This is a genomic window from Corallococcus sp. EGB (genome assembly GCF_019968905.1).
GTDB lineage: Bacteria > Myxococcota > Myxococcia > Myxococcales > Myxococcaceae > Corallococcus.
The window spans coordinates 6128909-6148234 of sequence record NZ_CP079946.1 but is presented as its reverse complement, the minus strand read 5'-3'; the positions used below and the strand labels follow the sequence as shown (position 1 = coordinate 6148234).

The window sequence follows — 19326 nt, the reverse complement described above, 5'->3', positions numbered from 1 at the left end:
CTGGCGGGCGGGCCCGTCAGGTCGCGAGCTTCGCCTTCAGCGTGATGTTCGCGCCGGCGAGCGCCTTGGAGACGGGGCAGCCCTTCTTGGTCTCCTCGGCGATCTTCTGGAACTGGGCGTCGTTGGCGCCGGGGACGGTGGCCTCGGTGGTCAGCTCGATGGTGGTGATGGCGAAGCCGTCCCCCTGCTTGTCCAGGTGCACGTCCGCGTTCGTCTGGATGCGCGTGGGCTTCAGGCCCGCCTTCTCCAGCCCCACCGACAGGGCCATGGAGAAGCACCCGGAGAGCGCCGCGCCGATGAGCTCCTCCGGGTTGCTGCCCTGCTGACCCTCGAAGCGGGTGCCGACCGAGAAGGGCACGTCCGAGCCGTGGCCGGGCTTCATGCTGCCCTTGCCGTCCTTGAACCCGCCGTTCCACTGCGCACTGCCCTTGCTGATACCCATGGCGTTCATCTCCCCATGCGCCGCGCGGCGCCCTGCCGCGTCTTCGCGCGCCGGAAGGTAGAGCGCCCGCCCCTGCGTGGCGGTCCTGTTGGCGGACGTGCGCCGGGTTGTGCACGAGACTGGACGCTCCCGCGCGCGAAGGCCTGGGTTCTGGACGGTTGGTGTCCTTGTGCCGTCACCGGCTGACGGTGGGCCGCAGGAAGAGGAGGTAGTGGTCGGGCAGGTCGTTGACCTCGGAGACGATGGCGTAGCCCGCGGCCTGCGCGGCGGCGACGAGCGGCGGCTTCATGGCCCGCAGGTGCGTCACCGCGATGCGGCCCTGGGGCGTGAGCGCGGGGCGCAGCCGCGTGAGGGAGTCCACCCGGTTCGCGAAGAAGTGATCCACCTCCGAGAGGAGGATCAAATCGTACGCGCCCCCTTCGAGTCCCGGCTCGTCCGGCTCCACCTTGCGCACCTCGACGTTCCTCCGGCCGAGCATGCGCGCGCGGAGCCGCTGGATGGCTTCGCCGTCGATGTCGGTGGCCACCACCTGGCCCGTGGGCCCCACCGCGTCCGCGAGCCGCGGCGTGAAGTAGCCCAGCCCGGCCCCCACGTCCGCGACCCGCTGTCCCGGCGAAAGCCCCAGCGCGGCCACGAACCGGGCGGGCTGACGGGAGCGGTCATACGCGGCATCCACGCCCTCGACGCCCCCCACGCCATGCATCTCCGCGGACGGCTCCGGCGCGGTAGCCGCCACCGGCGCGGGCGGCGCTTCCGCCTTGCTCTCCGAGCGGCAGGCGCAGGCCGCCGTGACCATGGCGAGACACAGACTCCACCGCGTCAGGAAATGAGACACCGCCAGCGGACGAAGGAGAGCCATTGCGGGCACCGGAGCAGGAAAGGAACAGCGGGGGTCGAAGCCAGACGTCAGGGTTGCGCAGAGTATCGCTTTCTGACGGACCGCGGGCGCGAGGCGCTCTTGTCTCCGCCACCTGGAGCATTCCGCATGCGAAACATGATCCGCGCTTTGGTTTTGACGACCTTCTCCGTGGGCCTCATGGCCGCCTGTGGCCCGGCGTCGGAGCCGGACGCGGCGCCGCCGGCCCCCGAGGCCGCGCAGGTGGAGCAGGGCATTGGCAAGACGCCCAGCTGTGCCATTGGCGAGTACCTGGCCAGTGACATCATCTGGTCCCCGACCTGCGCCGCGTGTCGCGAGGTGGGCGGCGACGGCAGCTGGCCGCAGGGCAGCTACGGCCGGTCCGGCTCGCTCTACCAGACGTGCTGCGGCGACAACGGCTGCGGCGGCTGGCAGCTCATCCGGCCGGTCTGCACCAGCTGCTAGGCATTGCCCTTCAGCGCTTCGGTGGATGCGCTCGCCCCTCCCACGCGCGGGTGTGGAGCTGTGGGAAGGGCGGCCGCATTCCGCTCAAGAAGTGAACACGGCCCGCACGCAGCCATCCTCCTTCTTCTTGAAGAGCTCGTAGCCCTTCGGCGCGTCCTCCAGGGAGAAGCGGTGCGTGGCGAGGAAGGACGGATCCAGCTCGCGCTTCACCACGTGCTCCATCAGGCGGTGCAGGTACTTCTGCCCGTGCTGCTGCGCGGTGCGCAGCGTGAGGCCCTTGTTCATGATGGCGCCCAGGGGGAACTTGTCCATCAGGCCGTACACGCCCAGCACGGACAGCGTGCCGCCCTTGCGGCAGGCGAGGATGGCCTCGCGCAGGGCCTGACTCCGGTCCGTGTGCAGGTGCAGCGCCTGCTTCGTCCGGTCATACGCGTAGGCCGGTCCGGTGCCATGGGCCTCCATGCCCACCGCGTCGATGCACGCATCCGGACCGCGGCCTCCGGTCATCTCCCGGAGCGTGTCCACCACGCTCTCCACCTGGCTGTAGTCCACGGCCTCCGCGCCCACGAACCGCTCCGCCATGGCCAGGCGCTCCGGGAAGCGGTCCAGGGCGATGACGCGCTCGGCGCCAAGGAGGTACGCGCTGCGGATGGCCATCAGCCCCACGCCGCCCGCGCCCCACACGGCGACGGTGGCGCCGGGTTGGATGTCGCAGAAGTCCGCGCCCATGTAGCCCGTGGGGGCCGCGTCGGAGAGGAAGAGGACCTGCTCGTCGCGCAGGTTCGGAGGCACGAGGAAGCAGTCGTTGTCCGCGTGGGGCACCCGGACGAACTGCGCGTGCGCGCCCGCGTAGCCGCCGAAGGCGTGCGTGTAGCCGTAGATGCCGGCGGTGGGATAGCCGAACGCCACCTGCTGATAGCCAGGCTTGGGATTGGTGTTGTCACACAGCGACCAGAGCTCATGGCCGCAGTACCAGCACTCGCCACAGACGATGAAGGAGGGCACCACCACCCGGTCCCCCTTCTTCACCTTCTTCACGTCGCGCCCCACCTCCACCACCTCGCCCATGAACTCATGGCCGATGATGTCACCCGCCTTCATCGTGGGGAGATAACCGTCGATGAAGTGCAGGTCGGAGCCGCAGGTCGTCGACAGGGTGACGCGGAGGATGGCGTCGTGCGGGTTGACGATCTCCGGGTCGGGGACCGTCTCCACGCGCAGGTCGTTCACGCCGTTCCAGCAAAGGGCTCGCATGGCTTCGTCCTCCTCCAGGTCAATCCGCGCTCGCGCGAGCGGAAGGGTTGTGGGCCAGCGTGGGCAGCTCCCCGGTCTCCGCCAGGCTCTTGAACCGGCGCAGCGCCGTCATCACGCGCAGGGCGGGGATGGCTTCCAGCCGCTGCGCCAGCGCCTCCACCAGCGCGCCTCCCGGAGGGAGGAAGGCCACGTGCATGGTCACCTCGGTGCCCCAGTCCGCCGGGGCGGGACGGAAGCGGATCCATCCGCGGGTCCTCACCGCGCTGCCCTCCGTGGACTCCCAGCTCATGAACTCCGCCGGGCGGTCCTCGACGACGCGGGAGTCGAAGCTCAGCTTCCCCAGCGGCTCGTGGATCTCCCAGTGCCGGCCGTCGCCCTCCGTGGGCGTCACGTCCGCGAAGCCCGCCATCAGGCGCCTCAGCGTGGAGGGTTCACGCCACAGGCGGTAGAGCTCCTCCGCCGGGCGGCCCACCGTGAGCGTGCGCTCCACCTCGACGAAGTTTCCGCGCCGTGCCCCCTCGCGCGCCGCCCCGCGACGCGCCGTCCGGCCGTGCAGGCCCCGGTAGAGCAGGGCGCCACTGGCCAGGGCCACCACCGTCCCCCCGAAGGAACGGCGCCTCAGGCCCAGGGACATCAGCGCTCCGGCGACCACCGCCGAAGCGGCCTTGCTCCATTGCCCTGAGCGGACCCCCTCCCAGGATTCTTCTCCCCGGGACCGGATTTCCTGCAGGGCCGTCGTCGTTCGTGAATTCGCCATGGTTCCTCCCGGCCTGACGCGCAGGAGGGTGATGCGCGGGCGTCAGGCACTTCCCGCGAACCTTGGGGCCGCGCCGCGCGGGGACACGGGCCGTGGGAACCGGCGGTTCGGCGCTCCTCAGTGAAGGGGCGCGGCGGCCGGCGTGTGGATGTGCTCGGGACGGATGCCCAGGCCCACCAGGCGCGCGGGGAGGCGGCGCAGCGTGGGGATGCGCTCCACCCACTGGAGGCTCAATGGCAGCCGGCCGTCGCCGAAGGCGTGCTGCCGGAGGCCCGGGGCCACCACGCGGTGCTGGATGAACACCTGCGCGCGCTGGGTGAGGCGGGTCGGGAGCTCGCGGCGCTGCTGGACGCGGCGCAGGTCCCCGGTCGTGACACGCCGGGCGAGCAGGGGGCCCGCGAGCAGGTTGGCGGCGGCCACCGCGTCCTGCACCGCCAGGTTGATGCCCACTCCGCCCACGGGCGACATCGCGTGCGCCGCGTCGCCGATGCACAGCAGGCCGGGCCGGTACCACGTGCGCAGCCGATCCACCTGCACGGTCAGCAGCTTCACGTCGTCCCAGCTTCGGATTTCAGCGGCGCGGCCCGCGAGGAACGGCACGCGCTTCGCGAAGTCCTCGCGGAAGGCCTCCAGGCCACGCGCCTGGATGGCCGCGATGCCCCCCTTGGGGATGACCCGGCCGCACTGCCACCGGTCGCCCCGGTTGATGATGATGAAGAACTCGCCGCGCTCGAAGCGGCCCAGGGGCGGGTCCGCGTCGTCGGGCCTGCGCGTCACGCCGAACCAGAGCACGTCCATGGGCGCGCCCAGGGTCTGCACCTCCAGGCCGGACTGCTCCCGCAGCGGGGACCTGCGGCCGTCCGCCGCGACCACCAGCGGTGCGCGCACCTCCAGCGGCCCCTCGGGCGTCCGCGCGCGGACCCCGACCACCTGGTCGTCGACGTCACGCACGAGGTCCGTCACCTCCGTGCGGCGGAGCAGCTGGAAGCCGGGATACACGGCGGCCTTGCGCGCGAGGAAGTCGAGCAGGTCCCACTGCGGCATGAACGCGAGGAAGCGCGCGTGCGTGGGGAGGTGGCGGAAGTCCCCCACGGTGATGTCATGACCGGAGAACTGGAAGCGCAGGTCCTGGACCTCGGAGTGGGGGAGGGCGAGCAGCTCGTCCAGCCAGCCCAGCTCGTGCATCAGCTCCAGCGTGGAGGGGTGGAGCGTGTCGCCGCGGAAGTCGCGGAGGAAGTCCGCGTGCTTCTCCAGCACCTTCACCTCCACGCCGGCCCGGGCCAACAGCAGCCCCAGCATCATGCCCGCCGGGCCTCCGCCCGCGATGCAGCACTGCGTGATGAGCGTCTGCGCGGCCATGGTGCTCCCTCCTCGGAGGAAGGTTCCCTCTCGCCACAGGCGCGGCACCTGGATGGCCGGCCGATGCGGCGTGCGGTGACCGACAATCACAGTTCGTGGCGCGGGCCGCGGTGTCACCCACCGGTCCGTTGACGTGAATGCCTTCTGCGCGTGGCTCCGGGACCCGCTTAGGTCGGGCGCCTTTCCCCCAAGCCCTGGAGTGACACGATGGAATCAGATGACAACGGCCACGCGCCTTCACGTCGCCAGGTGGTGGGCGGGCTGGCGACGGGCATCGCCGCGGTGTTCACCACCACTCCCGCCGCGGCGGCCCCGGACGCCGGGACGGCCGCCGCGCCCGCGCCGCCCTTGCAGAACCCCGTCACCCTGTATCCGAAGCCGCCGTTCGAGAAGCAGTCGCAGCCCTGGCCGGGCCTCGCGAGCAAGATGACGCCCCGGCCGGACCACGGCGAGAAGAGCTACAAGGGCTGCGGCCGGCTCGCGGGCCGCAGGGCGCTGATCACCGGGGGCGACTCCGGCATCGGGCGCGCGGCCGCCATCGCGTACGCGCGCGAGGGCGCGGACGTGGCCATCAACTACCTGCCGGCGGAGGAGTCGGACGCGCAGGAGGTGGTGAAGCTCATCAAGGCGGAGGGGCGCAAGGCGGTGGCGCTGCCCGGGGACATCCGGACGGAGGACTTCTGCAAGAAGCTGGTGGCGGACGCGGTGGCCCGGCTGGGCGGGCTGGACATCCTGGTCAACAACGCCGGCAGGCAGGTGTCGCAGGCCTCCATCCTGGACATCACCACCGAGCAGTTCGACTGGACGGTGAAGACGAACCTCTACGCGATGTTCTGGATCACCCGGGCCGCGGTGCCGCACCTCAAGCCGGGCTCGGCCATCATCAACACCACGTCGGTGAACGCGTATGATCCGTCGGAGAACCTGCTGGACTACTCGATGACCAAGGGCGGCATCATGATCTTCACCAAGGCCCTGGCGAAGCAGCTGGCGAAGCAGGGCATCCGGGTGAACGGCGTGGCGCCGGGCCCGTTCTGGACGCCGCTGCAGGTGAGCGGAGGCCAGACGCAGGAGAACCTGGTCAAGTTCGGGGAGAACACGCCCATGGGCCGCCCCGGCCAGCCGGCGGAGCTCGCGTCCGTGTACGTGGAGCTCGCCAGCGCCCAGGCCAGCTACATCACGGGGCAGATCTACGGTGCGTCAGGAGGCCGCGGCAATCCGTGACGCGCGCTCACCGCCCCACGAAGTCCATCAGCACGGCGTAGTGCGTGGCGGCCGCGGCGACGACCATGAGGTGGAACACCTCGTGGTAGCCGAACACCCGGGGGAGGGGATCCGGCCAGCGGCGCGCGTACACCACCGCGCCCACGGCGTAGAGCGCGGCACCGAAGAAGAGCCAGCCCACCCGGTCCCGTCCCATGACCCCGGGAAGGTTCCAGAACACCGGGGCCGCCACGCAGCCCAGCGCCACGTAGAGACCGGAGCGCAGCCCTCGCGACGCGGAGATGCCCGCGAGCGTCAGCGTGGCGCCCGTCAGCGCCGCGCCCCACATCACCCAGAGCAGCCGCTGGCTCAGGCCCCCCAAGGGCTCCAGCGTCGCCAGCGGCGTGAAGCTCCCCGCGATGAGGATGAAGATGGCCGCGTGATCGAACCGGCGGATCCGCTGGTACGTCGCCGCGCTCCAGGTGGGCCAGTGGTAGCCCCCGCTCACGCCGAACATCAGCACCAGGCTGCCGCCGAACACCAGGTTCGCCGCGTATTGAACGCCCTGCACGGGCATCAGCGCCAGCCGCGCGCACGCGGCCAGCGCCGCCACGAACGCGATGACGTGGGACAGGCCGCGCAGCCGGGGCTTCATGCTCTCTTCCATGCGGTGCTCGTTACTTCCGGCACGTCATGGCTTCGTCAGCGTCCGCGCATCGCATCGCTTCGGACGTCGCAGGGTCGACGCATCGCTCCGGGCGAGTGTCGCCAGGACATCAGCGCGCGGCCTTGGCCCGCGCCCGGCACGCGGCGTGGCCCAGGACGACGTCCCCGTCCACGGTGCTCGTCGGCGTGGGCGTCCAGCCGGCGCGCAGCCTCGCGTCCAGCAGCTCATCGGCGGTAGGGCAGTGGTCCCACACGGAGACCGAGGTGACCCCGCCCAGTCAGGTCGTGTCGAAGACGAGGTAGCGCTCCTCTTCCCAGGGCAGCACCACGTCGTGGGTGAACTCGTCCTGGACCACCACCGCGGCCACGTCGCGCGGCGGCGTGCCCGCGAAGCCCCAGCGCACCACGTCCTGCAGCAGCGTGAGCGGCGCCAGCTCCCGCTCCAGCGCGGCGCGCCGCTCGGGGGGCAGTCCGGAGTGGTCGGTCAGGGGCACCATGGCCCGGAGTGTAGCCGGACCAGTCCCGGGCTTCACGTGGCCGGGGGAGGCTGCTGGCCGTCCAGCTTGCCGGAGCGGAGCGCGTTGCTCGCGGCGCTCGACATGACCTCCGCCAGCGTCTGCACGGACTGGGTGACGGTGCGCGTCTCCTCCACCGCCTGCAGCGTGCGCTGCATCTGGCCGGACAGCTCCTGGATGGCCTGGGCAATCTGGTGCGTGCCCGAGTCCTGCTGGGCCACGGCCTGGGTGATCTGCCGCACGCTGCCGCTGGTGTCGCCGATGATGCTGGCCAGCTTCTGCAACTGGGCGCCGGAGTTGCGGACGGCGTCCAGGCTCACCTGCACGCGCGCCTCACCCTGTTCGCTCGTCTGCGCGGCCTCGCGCATGCTCATGCTCACGCCGTCGAGCACGTCGCGGATGCGCTCGGTGGCGCGGATGGACTGGTCCGCCAGCCGGCGCATCTCCTTGGCCACCACGCCAAAGCCCTTGCCGCTGTCGCCGTTGCGCACCGCCTCGATGGCCGCGTTGATGGCCAGCATGTTGGACTGGTCCGCCAGCGTCTTCACGTCATCGACGATGCTGGACACCTCGCGGGTGCGCTCGTCGAGCGCGAGGATGCGCGCGGCCATCTCCGACACCTCCGTGCGGATGGCGGCCAGGTCCGTCAGCGTGCGCTCCAGGGCCGCGGCGCCCTCGCGGCCCACGGCCTCCGCGCTCTCCGCGGACGCCGCGAGCAGACGCGCCTTCTCCGACGTCACGTGCGAGCCCTGACGGATCTCCTCCACGGTCTGCTCCAACTCGCGCAGCGCCGCCGCCTGACGGCTGATGCCCACGGTCTGCTCCTCGCTGGAGGCTTGCAGTTGCTGCACGACGGCGGCGAGCTCGTCCGCGCCGCGGCCCATGCCCTCCGCCAGCAGGTGCACGTCCTTGCGGCGCGCGTCCAACTGGTGGGAGTACTCCGCCAGCGCGCGCACCACCTCCGCGGACCGCCGGGCCACGATGGCCACGAGCGACAGCGTGAGCGCGAAGAAGCCCCAGTGCACCTCGCTGTCGGTGGCCTCCATCAGCCCCAGCATGGGCAGCGTGCTGAGCAGGAGCACGAAGGTGAGGATGCCCAGGCCCGCGACGAAGATGCGCGCGTCCTTGTCCCCCTTCCAGGCCTGGACCACCACGACGCCCACGCAGATGAGCAGCCCGGGCAGCGAATAGAGGACGAAGAGGGGCAGGAGGCGCCACGCGTCCGCCAGGTCCACGACCACGAGCACCGCCTGGATGATGGCCGGGACGGTGACCACGGCCGCGCCGCGGCGGAGCCAGCGCAGCTTGTCCGCGCCGACCGTATCGGAGATGAACCACGCGAGGCCGGGCAGGATGGCGTACGAACCCAGCAGCGTGAGGATGCTCCCGGTGGCCGGCTGGCCCCAGAGCGCCGGGAGCAGGCCGCTCGAGCCCAGCAGCAGCGCGCCCGAGCCCGCGGAGAACACGGCCAGCGCGACGAGCATCCGCCACTGGCGGCGCAGGAGGGCTGCGCCCAGCGCCACCGCGCCAACGCTCAGCAGCACCGTGCCCAGGACGAACGGCGCCAGGCCCATGCGCGTCACCTCCGCGAGCAGCTCCTGGCGCGAGCCCACCTTCGCGTCGCGCGTGATGCCGATGGCGGGCCCATGGGCCTGGATGCGCAGGAGCACGCGGTGGCCGAGCGACGCGGGAGGCAGGGGCACCAGGTGCCAGACCATGTTCTCCATCGTCTCCTGGCCGGTGGGGCTCAGGCCGCCGCTGACGTAGACGCGCTGGCCGCCGGAGTAGACCTCGAAGGCATTGGCGACGTTGCCCAGGAAGAGGGCGGGCTCCAGCCAGGCGCCCTGGGGCAGCGGGATGCTCAGCCAGAGGAACGTGTTCGTCCCGCGGCCCGGAGGCTCCTTGAGCGCGCCCACGTCCTGCCAGCCCGGCGCGTCCTCCGGCTCCGTCGCCCACGTGGGAGTGCCATCAGTCCCCTGTGGCGAGTCCCCCCAGCGAAAGCGCCAACCGTCGAGCGCGGGCCGCGCCACCTGCGCTCCCGCCGTGTCCGCCCGAGCGGTGGAGGTGAATGCGAGGAGCATCACCAGCACGGCTCCCACGGCCCCGAGCCGGGGTGCGAGGGGCTTCCGGGGGCCGCGGAAGAAGGGGCGCTGGGGCGGAGAGTCGAGAGCGAAGACGCGGGAGCGACACATTCGAGACACATGCTCCAGCGCAAGCGGGGGCAAAGTAAATTGGGTCCCGGATGCCTCCCCGCAGCCCCTCCGGCCGCTGCGCTTCACTCGCTGTTCACCGCGCTGATGAATTGGACCGGATAAAAGACGTAAAACATGGAATTGTTCTCAAGGCGGCCGTCACGCCGGTCCCGCCGTCAGGCCCTACCCTGGGGGGCTGGTGCTCCTCGGAAGGCGCCGTCTCGCACGTGGGGCGGGGTCGCGTGCCTTGACGGGGGATGGGCGTGTGATGGCCCGGCAGGGTGCCGCCCACGACAGCGCATGGAGTGAGGGCCGGTGCGCCTGTACCCAGGTCCCATGCGTGTCTTCAATACAACGGGGAGCGCGCCAACGCGGTTCGAGGCCGCGGGGTGAGCAGCTCCGGCGGCGTCCTGTGCCGACGCCTCTTCGTTCAGGCGGATGGGGCGTTCACGGAGCGCAAGCCCGGATTGGAGCCAGCCCTGGCCGCACGCCTGGCTGCTGCGTCCACGAGGGTGGGGCGGAATGCCCCGGCTGGGGCATTTCGGGCGGAGATTCGCCCCCGGGTTCCTCCCACGAGGCATCGGCACGCCGGATGCTGTGTTCCTTGTCGGGGGAGAGCCCGGCATGTCGAAGGTCCAGAGAGTCCTCACCACCGCGCTGCCGCTGTTGCTGTTGGGCGTGGCGGCGTACGTGCTGCACCGTGAGTTGTCGCATTTCCACCGCGACGACGTGAGCGCGGGGCTCGCCGCCGTGACGACCGGGCGCATCCTCGTGGCGCTCGCCGTGACGGTGGTGAACTACCTGGCGCTCACGCTGTACGACGTGCTGGCGCTGGGGCACGCGGGGCACCGGATTCCGTATTCCCGTGTGGGGTTCACGTCCTTCGTGGGCTACGCCTTCGGGCACAACCTGGGCGCGTCGTTCCTGAGCGGCGGCTCCGTGCGCTACCGGCTGTATTCCACGTGGGGGCTCACCGCCCTGGACGTCGCGCGCGTGTCCGTGTTCAACGCGCTCACGTTCTGGCTGGGCCTGGCCGCTGTCACCAGCGCATCGCTGCTCATCGAGGGCGGGGGCGGGGTGCTGTCCCTGTCCGCGCCGGTGGCGCACGGGGTGGGGGCGGCGCTGGCGTTGCTGCTCGTGGGCTACTTCGTGGCGTGCGCCACGGTGCGCAAGCCGCTGCGGGTGCGCGGCATGGAGTGGACGCTGCCGACGCCCGCGCGGGCCCTGGCGCAGCTGGTGGTGTCGTGCGGGGACTGGGTGCTGGCGGCGGCGGTGCTGTGGGTGCTGCTGCCTCCGGGCAGCGGCGTGTCGCTGCCGTCGCTCACCGCGCTGTTCGCGCTGGCCCAGCTGGCGGGCATGGCCAGCCAGGTGCCCGCGGGCCTGGGCGTCTTCGAGTCGGTGATGATCTCCGCGCTCACGCCCCGCGTGCCCGCGCCCCAGGTCGTGGGCGTGCTGCTGGTGTACCGGATCATCTACTACCTGGTGCCGTTCATGGTGGCGGCGCTGCTGCTCGCGGGGCACGAACTGCTCCAGCGCCGCCATCACCTCACGCGGCTGGCGAAGGTGGTGCACAGCTCGTTCGCGCCGGTGGTGCCATGGGTCGCGTCGGCGGTGGCGTTCCTGGCGGGCACGGTGCTGCTGTTCTCCGGCGCGACGCCCGCCGAAGCCGAGCGGCTCGCGCTGCTGCGCCGGCTGGTGCCCCTGCCGCTCCTCGAGGCATCGCACCTGCTGGGCAGCCTGGTGGGCGTATCGCTGCTCCTGCTCTCGCGCGGGCTCCAGCGGCGCCTGGACGCGGCCTACGTGCTGACGCAGGTGCTGCTGGTCGCGGGCGCGGTGTTCTCCGTGGTGAAGGGCGTGGACTACGAGGAGGCCTCGCTGCTGCTCATGCTGGCCGCGGCGCTGGCGCCGTTCCACCAGCAGTTCTACCGGCATACGTCGCTGTTCGCGGAGGCCTTCAGTCCCGGATGGCTCCTGGCCACGGCGGCGGTGGTGGGCGCGTCGGTGTGGCTGGGGTTCTTCTCCTACCGGCACGTCGAATACAGCCACGACCTCTGGTGGCACTTCGCCTTCTCCGGAGATGCGCCGCGCTTCCTGCGCGCCAGCGTGGGCGTGGTCGGGGCGACAGCCGTGGCGGGGCTGGCCGCGCTCCTGCGGCCGGCGGGGCCGCGCACGCACCCGCCGACGGTGGAGGAGCTGCAGCGGGTGCGCCCCCTGGTGGCGAGCGCCCAGGAATCCATGGCCTCGCTGGCGCTGGTGGGGGACAAGTCCCTGTTGATCAACGACGCGGGCAACGCGTTCCTGATGTACGGCGTGTCGGGGCGGGCCTGGGTCTCCATGGGCGACCCGGTGGGGCCGGCGGACGCGGCGACGGAGCTGGCGTGGCGCTTTCGCGAGCTGGCGGACCGGCACCACGCCTGGGCGTGCTTCTACCAGGTGGGCCCGGGCGCGCTGCCGCGCTACCTGGATCTGGGGCTCACGCTGCTCAAGCTGGGCGAGGAGGCCACCGTGCCGCTCCAGGACTTCAGCCTGGAGGGGCCGGAGCGCCGGAGCCTGCGCCACACCGTGCGCCGCATGGAGCGCGAGGGCTGGACCTTCGAGGTTCAGCCCCGCGAGGCCGTGCCGGGGCTCCTGCCCCAGCTGCGGGTCATCTCCGACGCCTGGCTCGAGGAGAAGCACACTCGCGAGAAGGGCTTCAGCCTGGGGTGGTTCTCCCCGCGCTACCTGGAGCAGGGGCCGGTGGCGCTGGTGCGCAAGGACGGCTTCCTCACGGGCTTCGCCAACGTGTGGGCGCCGGACACGAAGGAGGAATTGAGCGTGGATCTCATGCGCTACCTGCCGGGCAGCCCGCACGGGGCCATGGACTTCCTCTTCACCTCGCTGATGCTGTGGGGCCGGCAGCAGGGCTACCAGCGCTTCAACCTGGGCATGGCGCCCTTCAGCGGCTTCGAGGAGCGCACGCTCGCGCCGATGTGGAACCGGCTGGGCGCGCTCGTGTTCCGGCACGGCGAGCACTTCTACAACTTCCAGGGGCTGCGCCAGTACAAGGAGAAGTTCCGCCCGGATTGGGCACCGCGCTACCTGGCATCCCCCGGAGGGCTCGCGCTGCCGGGCGTGCTCACGGGGGTGGCTTCGCTGGTCTCGCGAGGGCTGGGAGGGGTGGTGGCGAGATGAAGAGGCGCGCGGGCTGGTTCGTGGTGGGCGCCGTGGGGATGTTGACCCTGGTGCTTGTTCCGTGGGCGCGAACGTGCGCGGAGACGCCCGGTGTTCCGGCGCCCGTGGCCGCTCCCGCGCCCGTGGCCCCGTCCCCGCCCCGAGTGGAGACGCTGCACGCCGGGGGCCGCTTTGGCCAGGTCACGGTGGTGACGCCGCCGGAGCGGCCCGGGACGGTGGTGCTGTTCCTCGCGGACGGAGCCGCGGATCAGGGCCGCGCGCTGGAGCTGTCCAGGGTCCTGGCCTCGCACGGCGCGTTGGTGCTCGCGGTGGATGCGAGGGCCTACCTGCACGCCCTGGAGAAGGGCGCCCGGTGCGGCTACCCGGCGGGTGATTTGGAGGTCTTGAGCCAGGGGTACCAGCAGCACGCGGAACTGCCCGAGTACCTGCACCCTGTCCTCGTGGGGGATGGCGTGGGCGCGGCGGTGGCCTACGCGGCGCTGGCCCAGGCGCCGCCGGGCACGTTCCGGGGCGCGGTGAGCGTGGACTTCTCGCCGGAGCTGGCGACGTCCGCGACCCTCTGTCCGGGCGCGGGGCTGGTGCGCTCGCGCGCGGAAAAGGGCGCGCGCGAGCGGCTGGCCCCCGCGCGAGCGCTGAAGCAGCCCTGGGTGGTGCTCATCGCGGACCGCGACCCGGACCATCCGGTGAAGGCGGCCCACGACTTCACCCGCGCGTTGGAGATGGCCCGAGTGTTGACGGTGCCGGGGCCGGGACTGGCCCGAATGCCGGTGGACTCATGGCAGGGGGCGCTGCTGGCCGCGCATGACGCCGCCGCCACGCCGCTCGGCTCGGAGAAATGGCCGCCCGTCTCCACGGGCGCGCCCGCGCCGGATGCGGGTGAGGGGGCACTCGCGGGGGATGCGTCGGTGGAGGGGCTGCCGCTGGTGGAGGTCCCCGCGACGTCGAACGTCCCGAGCGACACGCTGGCGCTCTTCGTCACTGGCGACGGTGGCTGGGCCAGCCTGGACCAGTCCGTGTCCGAGTCGCTCGCCGCGCAGGGCATCCCCGTCGTGGGTTTCAACTCGCTGCGCTACTTCTGGAAGCGCCGCACACCGGAGGAGACGTCCGCGGACGTGGCCCGGGTGCTGCGACACTTCCTCTCGGCATGGGGCAAGCAGCGCGTGGTGCTGGTGGGCTACTCGCGTGGCGCGGACGTGGTGCCGGCCATCGCCGCGCGACTGCCAGGGGAACTGCGTGAGCGCGTGCGGCTGGCCGTGCTGCTCGCGCCCGGCAAGGAGGCGGAGTTCGAGGTGCACGTCACCGACATCTTCGGTGGCAAGGGCCAGCCCACGAACGCGGTGCTCCCGGACGTGCAGGCCCTGAAGGGGACGCCCGTGCTCTGTCTTTACGGCGACGAGGAACTCTCCGACAGTCTCTGCCCCACGCTGTCCGGAGTGCCCGGTGCCCGAGCCGTTTTGCTCAAGGGGGGGCACCACTTCGACGGGGACTATGCCGCCATCTCCCGGCTCGTCCTGCGGGAACTCGGTATGGCATTGCCCTGATGCTCCGGAGTCGGGGCGCGAGTCGGCTGGCGGACGGAGATTGTCTTTGGGATGTCCTGCATTGACTTGCACGAACGGAATCTCTACTTCGCTCCGGCCCGGCCCTGGCGGGTCTGGCCTCGTGGGGGGTTCCAAACATGGTCCAGCAGTCCGCACCCGTCGTCAGCACCGTCGAAGGACAGCTCCAAGGCGTGGTCGAGGAAGGGGTGTATGCCTTCAAGGGCATTCCCTACGCCCAGCCTCCCGTGGGCGCGCTGCGCTGGCGTCCGCCCGCCCCGGTCGTGCCCTGGAAGCACATCCGGCAGGCGTCCACGTTCGGCAAATCCTCGCTCCAGTCTCGCGACGCCTGCATCGCGGGAGGCGGAGGGGATCCGTACCCGATGGGCGAGGATTGTCTCTACCTCAATGTCTGGACACCCCGCGCGGATCCCCAGGCGAAGCTGCCCGTCATCGTGTGGATTCACGGCGGCGCGTATGTGATTGGCGCGAGTGGTCTGCCCCCGTACAACGGCGTCCCCCTGGCGTCGCGGGACGCCATCCTCGTCACGCTCAACTACCGCTTGGGGCACCTGGGGTTCCTGGCGCATCCGGCACTCCTGCAGGAGCCGGGGGGCGGCGCCGCCAACTTCGGCCTGTTGGACCAGCTCGCCGCGCTCCAGTGGGTGAGCCGCAACATCGCGAAGTTCGGCGGAGACGCGAGCAACGTCACGATCATCGGCCAGTCCGCGGGCGCGAAGAGCGTGCTGGCCCTCTACTGCATGGAGGCTGCGCGACCCTACTTCCACCGGGGCGTGGCGATGAGCGTGTACGGCCTGGACGAGATGCCGCTGGAGAAGGCGCTGCTCAAGGGGGAAGCGCTGATCCGCGACATGGGCGTGGCGGACGCGGACGCGACGCCGGAGCGTCTGCGCCAACTGCCCGCGGAGTCCTTCTGGCAGCAGCCGCCAGAGCACTCGCTGGCGCCCGTGGCCGTGGCGGGGGACACGGTGCTGCCGCAGTCCATCCTGTCCACGTTCAAGGCGCAGCAGCAGGCTCGCGTGCCGCTCATCCTGGGCAGCACCAGCGATGACGTGAGCGTGATGGAGGCCATGGGCAGGGACCCCGTGGAAGTCCTCCAGGCGCTACGGGACAACAACGTGCCCATCGGCCTGCTCTATCCAGGAGTGTCGCCCGACGAGGAACTGGCGCGGCAGGTGTGCCGCGACATCGTCTTCACGCTGATCCCCCGGCAGGTCGCGGACCTGCACCAGAAGGTCTCCGACGCGTGGCGCTTCTACTTCGAGTACACGGCCACCGAGCTCCGCCCGGAATTCCCCGGCGGCGTCCCACACGGCTCGGACGTTCCATACTTCCTGGACACGGTGGCCCGCTGCCCGCCCACCCAGGACGTGCTCACGGATGAGGACCGCGAATACTCGCGCCAGGTGAGTGGCTGGCTGCTCCAGTTCGCCCGCACAGGAGCGCCCGCATCCGCGACGGAGTGGCCGAAGCACCAGCAGGGCGAGGACCGCACCCTGCGCATGCAGCAGCCACCGAAGATGGAGAACAACTTCATGCAGCTGCGCCTCAATGCCTTCCTGCTCGCGAGCGCCATCATCAACGGAGCGGACAGTGGCGCGGATGAGAAGTCCGGGACGCCGCGCAACGTTCATCACGGCGCCACGCCTCAGAAGAGGTCACGGCCTGAAGGCACGCCGTAGCACCCTGAGACGAAAGAGGGCGGCTGGCAGAGAACAATCGATGCCAGCCGTCTCCGGCACCCTGCCGACCGTGGCCTGAGCCGGCCGCCAGAAACACGCAGGCGAATCCCGAGGGCGATGAGTCTCCGTGATAACCAGAATCTCGCGGAGCGCAACCATGGCCCAAGGAGGTGTGCTCGAGCAGGCGCCAACATGGAATCAGGAGCACGGACAACCATGGTCCGCGGCGGAGTATTTACACATGCCAACAGGGGACGGCGGGCCGGGACCGCCACGGTCCGCGGAGGAGTGGTCGAACAAGCGCCAGCGTGGACCCATGGACAGGAAAAGCCATGGGCCACGACGGTGTAACCATGGGAACGCCAAGATGGGGCCATGGAAGCAGAGGCTGCCCGCCGAGGCCGCTTTCCAGAAACCTGTCCGACAGTCGGACAAGTTCTAATTGGCCAACGCCACCGTCGAGAACCTGTAGGACAGTCGGACCATCGGAGAGGTTTGTTCGCGCCCCAGGGCCCAGCCACGAGCTCGTAGGACAGTCGGACAAGTCTTTCGCAGCCCCGCAGCCTGCGGCCGCGAACCTGCAAAGCAGTCGGACAGGTCTTTTTCGTAACCCAAGGCTCACGCCGCGAACCTGTAGGACATTCGGACAGGCTCAGTGCAGCCCTGGGCGACCCGTCGCGAATCTGTAGAACAGTCTGACGGGTTTCGCCGCTTGGTGGCCCGCGCCGCATTCGTTTGCGTTGTCGGACAGGTCTTCGCCAATTTCGGACAAACACCGTGAGCGCGTTCGAAAGTCAGACGGCTTCAGTCTTGGGTTCAGGGACGCGAACATCCTTGATTGTCAGGCCGGTTTTCTCCGTATGGGATCCGGCCTGTGTGCATGTCTGGCTTTCGGAAGGGTCGACACGAAGCGGGGACACGGGCCTGCGAGCTTGTAGGACAGTCGGACAGGCTGTCACCGCATGAGGACGGATGCCACGAGCTTGTCCGACAGACGGACAGGTCTGCGCTGCGGCCTCCGCGTTCGTGAACCTGTCCGACAGACGGACAGGTTTTCGCAGACTGAGGCCCGGGGCGCGCTGTCCCGGAAGGAGACGCGGACAGTTTACCACCCGCGTCCATGTCAGACCCCTGTGGTTGGATGGCGATGCTGGGACGAAGACGAGGAAGGGGATGGGGATGGGACGGGGTGGGCTCGTGGCATATATCGAGGCGGAGTTGGAGCGCGATATCGCTCTGGGGCGGCTGCCGCCCTGCGGGCAGTTCGGCTCGGAAGTGAAGCTGGCGCGTCGCCATCACGTGTGTCGGGGCACCATTCGTGAGGCGCTGCGCCGGCTGGCGGCGCGGGGCCTGGTGGTGCAGCGTCCCGGACGTAGGACGCGCGCGGTGGCACTGGATGAGTCGCTGACGCTGGAGAACCTGGGGCTGGCGCTGCATGACGCGCGCTCGGCGGAGGCCCGGTGGCTCCTGGAGGGCTACTTCAGCCTCCGGCGGCAGGTGATGGTGGAACTCCTGGTCGACTGCTGCGCGAAGGCCTCGCAGGGGGATTTGAATCAGTTGTCGCAGGTCTGCTTCGGGCTTTGGGACGCGGGGAAGTGGGAATCGGGAGAGCGGTGCGCCCAGGTGGAGTTTGAGTTGCTGCGGCTGGCGGCCCGCGTGGCGGAGCGGCCCGGGCATGTGCTCCTTGTTCAGTCTCTGCAACGGGCCTTTCTGGGAGCCGCAGCCCGACTGCTGCCGTTCATGGGCGGTGATGCGTTGCGCGAGTGGGCTATTCGCGCCATGAATGCTCTGTCGGAGCGTGACGTGCGGGCGCTCCAGCAGGACCTGCCAATGCTGATGACGGTTCGCGATGAGCGTGTGCTCGAACAGTTCGCGCGTGTCTCCAAGGAGCCTGTGTCCCACGAAACCCATCGTGACGAGGAAAGCCACCTTGGCGTCCCTGTGTCAGCCACCCCGCAGGCCGATGCGATGGAGGCCGTTCCCGGCATGAATGTGTGTGGCCCTGGCTGGGTCGAACCCGTCGCCGAGCAGTCCGCTGCGTACGAGGTGCCCCTCAACATGGAGAAGCAGGGCCTCGGTCTTCCCGTGCAAAGCCCCGTGCGAGACGAACGGCCCGACGCACGTCCCTGTAGGGAGGTGGGTGGTCTTGCTCTCCTTGCGCCAGCTCTCGTACAGGACGGACGCGCCTCCGTGGAGGCGGATGGTCTTGGTCACCTTGCGCCGGTCGCTGATCAGGACAAAGCGGTCGCGGAACACACTTGCGTGAGAACGTGCGGCATCCGCTGTCTTGTGCCTGGCTCCGAGGACGGTGATGCGCTTGGGGTCGCTCGTTGCCTCCCTGGTGAGGACCGCTTGGGGGCGCCGGAGGCTGAGGGGCAGCGGCTCCCTTCTTCGCTGGGGCTCGAATCCAGTGATGCCGGGGATTTGTCCTCCGGACGGGAGTCCGTGCTGGGCTCAGCTTCGGGAGCGCGGACCAGTTGGAGGAATTCACCCTTGGAGGCGGGCCTCGCATCCGAGGTTCCTCCTGTCGACTCTCGCCGACACGTCCCTGGGGTGAAGCCCCGGGAGGATGGACTGTTTTGCGGCACATGGGGGCGCTTGGGCCGGTGGGTCGCGCACCTCTTGCTCTTTGTTGCCCAGTCCCTGGGCGCCCCGGCCCCGTGAGTGGTGCGGGGCGCTGTGTCCTGGATCGCTCCGGATGCTGGGTGCGCCCTCCCTATGCAGGGGGGCGCGTGCATCACTGACCTTCGCGTCCTTCCGTGCTTTGCTTTCGCGCTCGAAAGGGCTGGGGATGGCTGGCGGCCTGCTCAGGCGCTGAAGAGCACCAGGACGAAGGTGCTCGACTGGGGCAACTGAAACACGGTGCCCTGGCGCAGCGACCCCTTGAAGAAGGGCGCCGCGTCGTAGGCGGTGGCTCCCTTCAGTGCCTCGCGAGTGGCCACTGGCAGCCACCCGCCGTCATCCACCTTCACCGTCAGCCGCGTGGGCTTCAGCGTGGCCTGGAGCGCCTGGCCCTCCGCCTCCGGGTACTCCAGCACCGCGAGGAACTGTGTGTCCGTGGGGCCCAGCCCTCCCTGGATGCCTCGCGGCGACTGGCGCCACTGCACCGCCTGTGGGCGGCGCGGCAGCGTCACCGTCTTCTCCAGCGTCTCCAGGTCCGTTCCCGTCTTCGCCGCCGGCGCGGCCGTCTCTGTCGTCATGGATG

The 19326-nt window shown here is 70.4% G+C and carries 16 protein-coding genes; 6 read left to right on the top strand and 10 right to left on the bottom strand.

Annotated elements, in window-relative coordinates; all coding sequences use genetic code 11:
* Positions 1–16: 16 nt before the first annotated feature.
* Together KYK13_RS25210 and KYK13_RS25205 are read right to left on the bottom strand one after the other, a co-directional pair.
* Positions 17–442 carry an OsmC family protein gene (locus KYK13_RS25210; RefSeq protein ID WP_223634341.1) on the bottom strand — a complete coding sequence of 142 codons (426 nt, stop codon included), beginning with the start codon at positions 440–442 and terminating at the stop codon, positions 17–19.
* A gap of 175 nt (positions 443–617) precedes the next feature.
* Positions 618–1238 (bottom strand): class I SAM-dependent methyltransferase, encoded by a 621-nt coding sequence (locus KYK13_RS25205; protein ID WP_223634338.1) that lies wholly within the window; start codon positions 1236–1238, stop codon positions 618–620.
* 189 nt (positions 1239–1427) lie between these two features.
* Here KYK13_RS25205 and KYK13_RS25200 point away from each other — a divergent pair, with 189 nt between their 5' ends.
* The gene (locus KYK13_RS25200) at positions 1428–1763 is read left to right on the top strand and encodes a hypothetical protein (protein ID WP_223634335.1); all 336 of its coding nucleotides are present in this window, start codon (positions 1428–1430) and stop codon (positions 1761–1763) included.
* Between the two features lie 84 nt (positions 1764–1847).
* Here the strand turns inward: KYK13_RS25200 and KYK13_RS25195 are convergent, their stop codons facing one another.
* The 3 genes from KYK13_RS25195 to KYK13_RS25185 form a co-directional block, all read right to left on the bottom strand.
* Positions 1848–3017 (bottom strand): zinc-dependent alcohol dehydrogenase, encoded by a 1170-nt coding sequence (locus KYK13_RS25195; RefSeq protein WP_223634332.1) that lies wholly within the window; start codon positions 3015–3017, stop codon positions 1848–1850.
* A 19-nt stretch (positions 3018–3036) separates the two neighbouring features.
* Positions 3037–3651, bottom strand: a complete 615-nt coding sequence (locus KYK13_RS25190; RefSeq protein ID WP_223634330.1) for an SRPBCC family protein — start codon at positions 3649–3651, stop codon at positions 3037–3039.
* Positions 3652–3891: 240 nt separating this feature from the next.
* Positions 3892–5133 (bottom strand): FAD-dependent oxidoreductase, encoded by a 1242-nt coding sequence (locus tag KYK13_RS25185; protein ID WP_223634327.1) that lies wholly within the window; start codon positions 5131–5133, stop codon positions 3892–3894.
* A 207-nt stretch (positions 5134–5340) separates the two neighbouring features.
* Between KYK13_RS25185 and KYK13_RS25180 the strand changes: the two genes are divergently transcribed.
* Positions 5341–6357, top strand: coding sequence for an SDR family oxidoreductase (locus tag KYK13_RS25180; protein WP_223634324.1), 1017 nt, complete (start codon positions 5341–5343; stop codon positions 6355–6357).
* Between the two features lie 7 nt (positions 6358–6364).
* On the opposite strand, the gene KYK13_RS25175 is transcribed toward KYK13_RS25180, so the two are convergent.
* The 4 genes from KYK13_RS25175 to KYK13_RS25160 form a co-directional block, all read right to left on the bottom strand.
* Positions 6365–7003 (bottom strand): hemolysin III family protein, encoded by a 639-nt coding sequence (locus KYK13_RS25175; protein WP_223634320.1) that lies wholly within the window; start codon positions 7001–7003, stop codon positions 6365–6367.
* Positions 7004–7112: 109 nt separating this feature from the next.
* Complete coding sequence (locus KYK13_RS25170) at positions 7113–7256, bottom strand: hypothetical protein (RefSeq protein WP_223634317.1); 144 nt, start codon at positions 7254–7256, stop codon at positions 7113–7115.
* 24 nt (positions 7257–7280) lie between these two features.
* Positions 7281–7499: a hypothetical protein gene (locus tag KYK13_RS25165; protein ID WP_223634314.1), complete on the bottom strand. Its 219-nt coding sequence runs from the start codon at positions 7497–7499 to the stop codon at positions 7281–7283.
* A gap of 32 nt (positions 7500–7531) precedes the next feature.
* Positions 7532–9598, bottom strand: a complete 2067-nt coding sequence (locus KYK13_RS25160) for a methyl-accepting chemotaxis protein (RefSeq protein ID WP_223634311.1) — start codon at positions 9596–9598, stop codon at positions 7532–7534.
* A gap of 735 nt (positions 9599–10333) precedes the next feature.
* On the opposite strand from KYK13_RS25160, the gene mprF reads away from it, so the two are divergent.
* The 4 genes from mprF (at position 10334) to KYK13_RS39370 (ending at position 18785) form a co-directional block, all read left to right on the top strand.
* Entirely contained in the window at positions 10334–12880 is a 2547-nt protein-coding gene (gene mprF / locus KYK13_RS25155) for a bifunctional lysylphosphatidylglycerol flippase/synthetase MprF (RefSeq protein ID WP_223634308.1), read from the top strand.
* Positions 12877–14421, top strand: a complete 1545-nt coding sequence (locus KYK13_RS25150; RefSeq protein WP_223634305.1) for a virulence factor family protein — start codon at positions 12877–12879, stop codon at positions 14419–14421. The genes mprF and KYK13_RS25150 overlap by 4 nt, the downstream gene beginning before the upstream one ends.
* A 137-nt stretch (positions 14422–14558) precedes the next feature.
* Positions 14559–16121, top strand: a complete 1563-nt coding sequence (locus KYK13_RS25145; RefSeq protein WP_223634302.1) for a carboxylesterase/lipase family protein — start codon at positions 14559–14561, stop codon at positions 16119–16121.
* Positions 16122–17318: 1197 nt separating this feature from the next.
* The gene (locus tag KYK13_RS39370) at positions 17319–18785 is read left to right on the top strand and encodes a FadR/GntR family transcriptional regulator (protein ID WP_370645158.1); all 1467 of its coding nucleotides are present in this window, start codon (positions 17319–17321) and stop codon (positions 18783–18785) included.
* A 143-nt stretch (positions 18786–18928) separates the two neighbouring features.
* Here KYK13_RS39370 and KYK13_RS25135 read toward each other — a convergent pair whose 3' ends face one another.
* Complete coding sequence (locus KYK13_RS25135; protein WP_223634300.1) at positions 18929–19321, bottom strand: hypothetical protein; 393 nt, start codon at positions 19319–19321, stop codon at positions 18929–18931.
* Between the last annotated feature and the right edge of the window lie 5 nt (positions 19322–19326).

Excerpts from the sequence above, each read along its gene's own strand:
- KYK13_RS25210 (WP_223634341.1), bottom strand. The coding sequence starts at position 442 with ATGGGTATCAGCAAGGGCAGTGCGCAGTGGAACGGCGGGTTCAAGGAC.
- KYK13_RS25205 (WP_223634338.1), bottom strand. The coding sequence starts at position 1,238 with ATGGTCACGGCGGCCTGCGCCTGCCGCTCGGAGAGCAAGGCGGAAGCG.
- KYK13_RS25200 (WP_223634335.1), top strand. The coding sequence starts at position 1,428 with ATGCGAAACATGATCCGCGCTTTGGTTTTGACGACCTTCTCCGTGGGC.
- KYK13_RS25195 (WP_223634332.1), bottom strand. The coding sequence starts at position 3,017 with ATGCGAGCCCTTTGCTGGAACGGCGTGAACGACCTGCGCGTGGAGACG.
- KYK13_RS25190 (WP_223634330.1), bottom strand. The coding sequence starts at position 3,651 with ATGTCCCTGGGCCTGAGGCGCCGTTCCTTCGGGGGGACGGTGGTGGCC.
- KYK13_RS25185 (WP_223634327.1), bottom strand. The coding sequence starts at position 5,133 with ATGGCCGCGCAGACGCTCATCACGCAGTGCTGCATCGCGGGCGGAGGC.
- KYK13_RS25180 (WP_223634324.1), top strand. The coding sequence starts at position 5,341 with ATGGAATCAGATGACAACGGCCACGCGCCTTCACGTCGCCAGGTGGTG.
- KYK13_RS25175 (WP_223634320.1), bottom strand. The coding sequence starts at position 7,003 with ATGGAAGAGAGCATGAAGCCCCGGCTGCGCGGCCTGTCCCACGTCATC.
- KYK13_RS25165 (WP_223634314.1), bottom strand. The coding sequence starts at position 7,499 with ATGGTGCCCCTGACCGACCACTCCGGACTGCCCCCCGAGCGGCGCGCC.
- KYK13_RS25160 (WP_223634311.1), bottom strand. The coding sequence starts at position 9,598 with ATGCTCCTCGCATTCACCTCCACCGCTCGGGCGGACACGGCGGGAGCG.
- mprF (WP_223634308.1), top strand. The coding sequence starts at position 10,334 with ATGTCGAAGGTCCAGAGAGTCCTCACCACCGCGCTGCCGCTGTTGCTG.
- KYK13_RS25150 (WP_223634305.1), top strand. The coding sequence starts at position 12,877 with ATGAAGAGGCGCGCGGGCTGGTTCGTGGTGGGCGCCGTGGGGATGTTG.
- KYK13_RS25145 (WP_223634302.1), top strand. The coding sequence starts at position 14,559 with ATGGTCCAGCAGTCCGCACCCGTCGTCAGCACCGTCGAAGGACAGCTC.
- KYK13_RS25135 (WP_223634300.1), bottom strand. The coding sequence starts at position 19,321 with ATGACGACAGAGACGGCCGCGCCGGCGGCGAAGACGGGAACGGACCTG.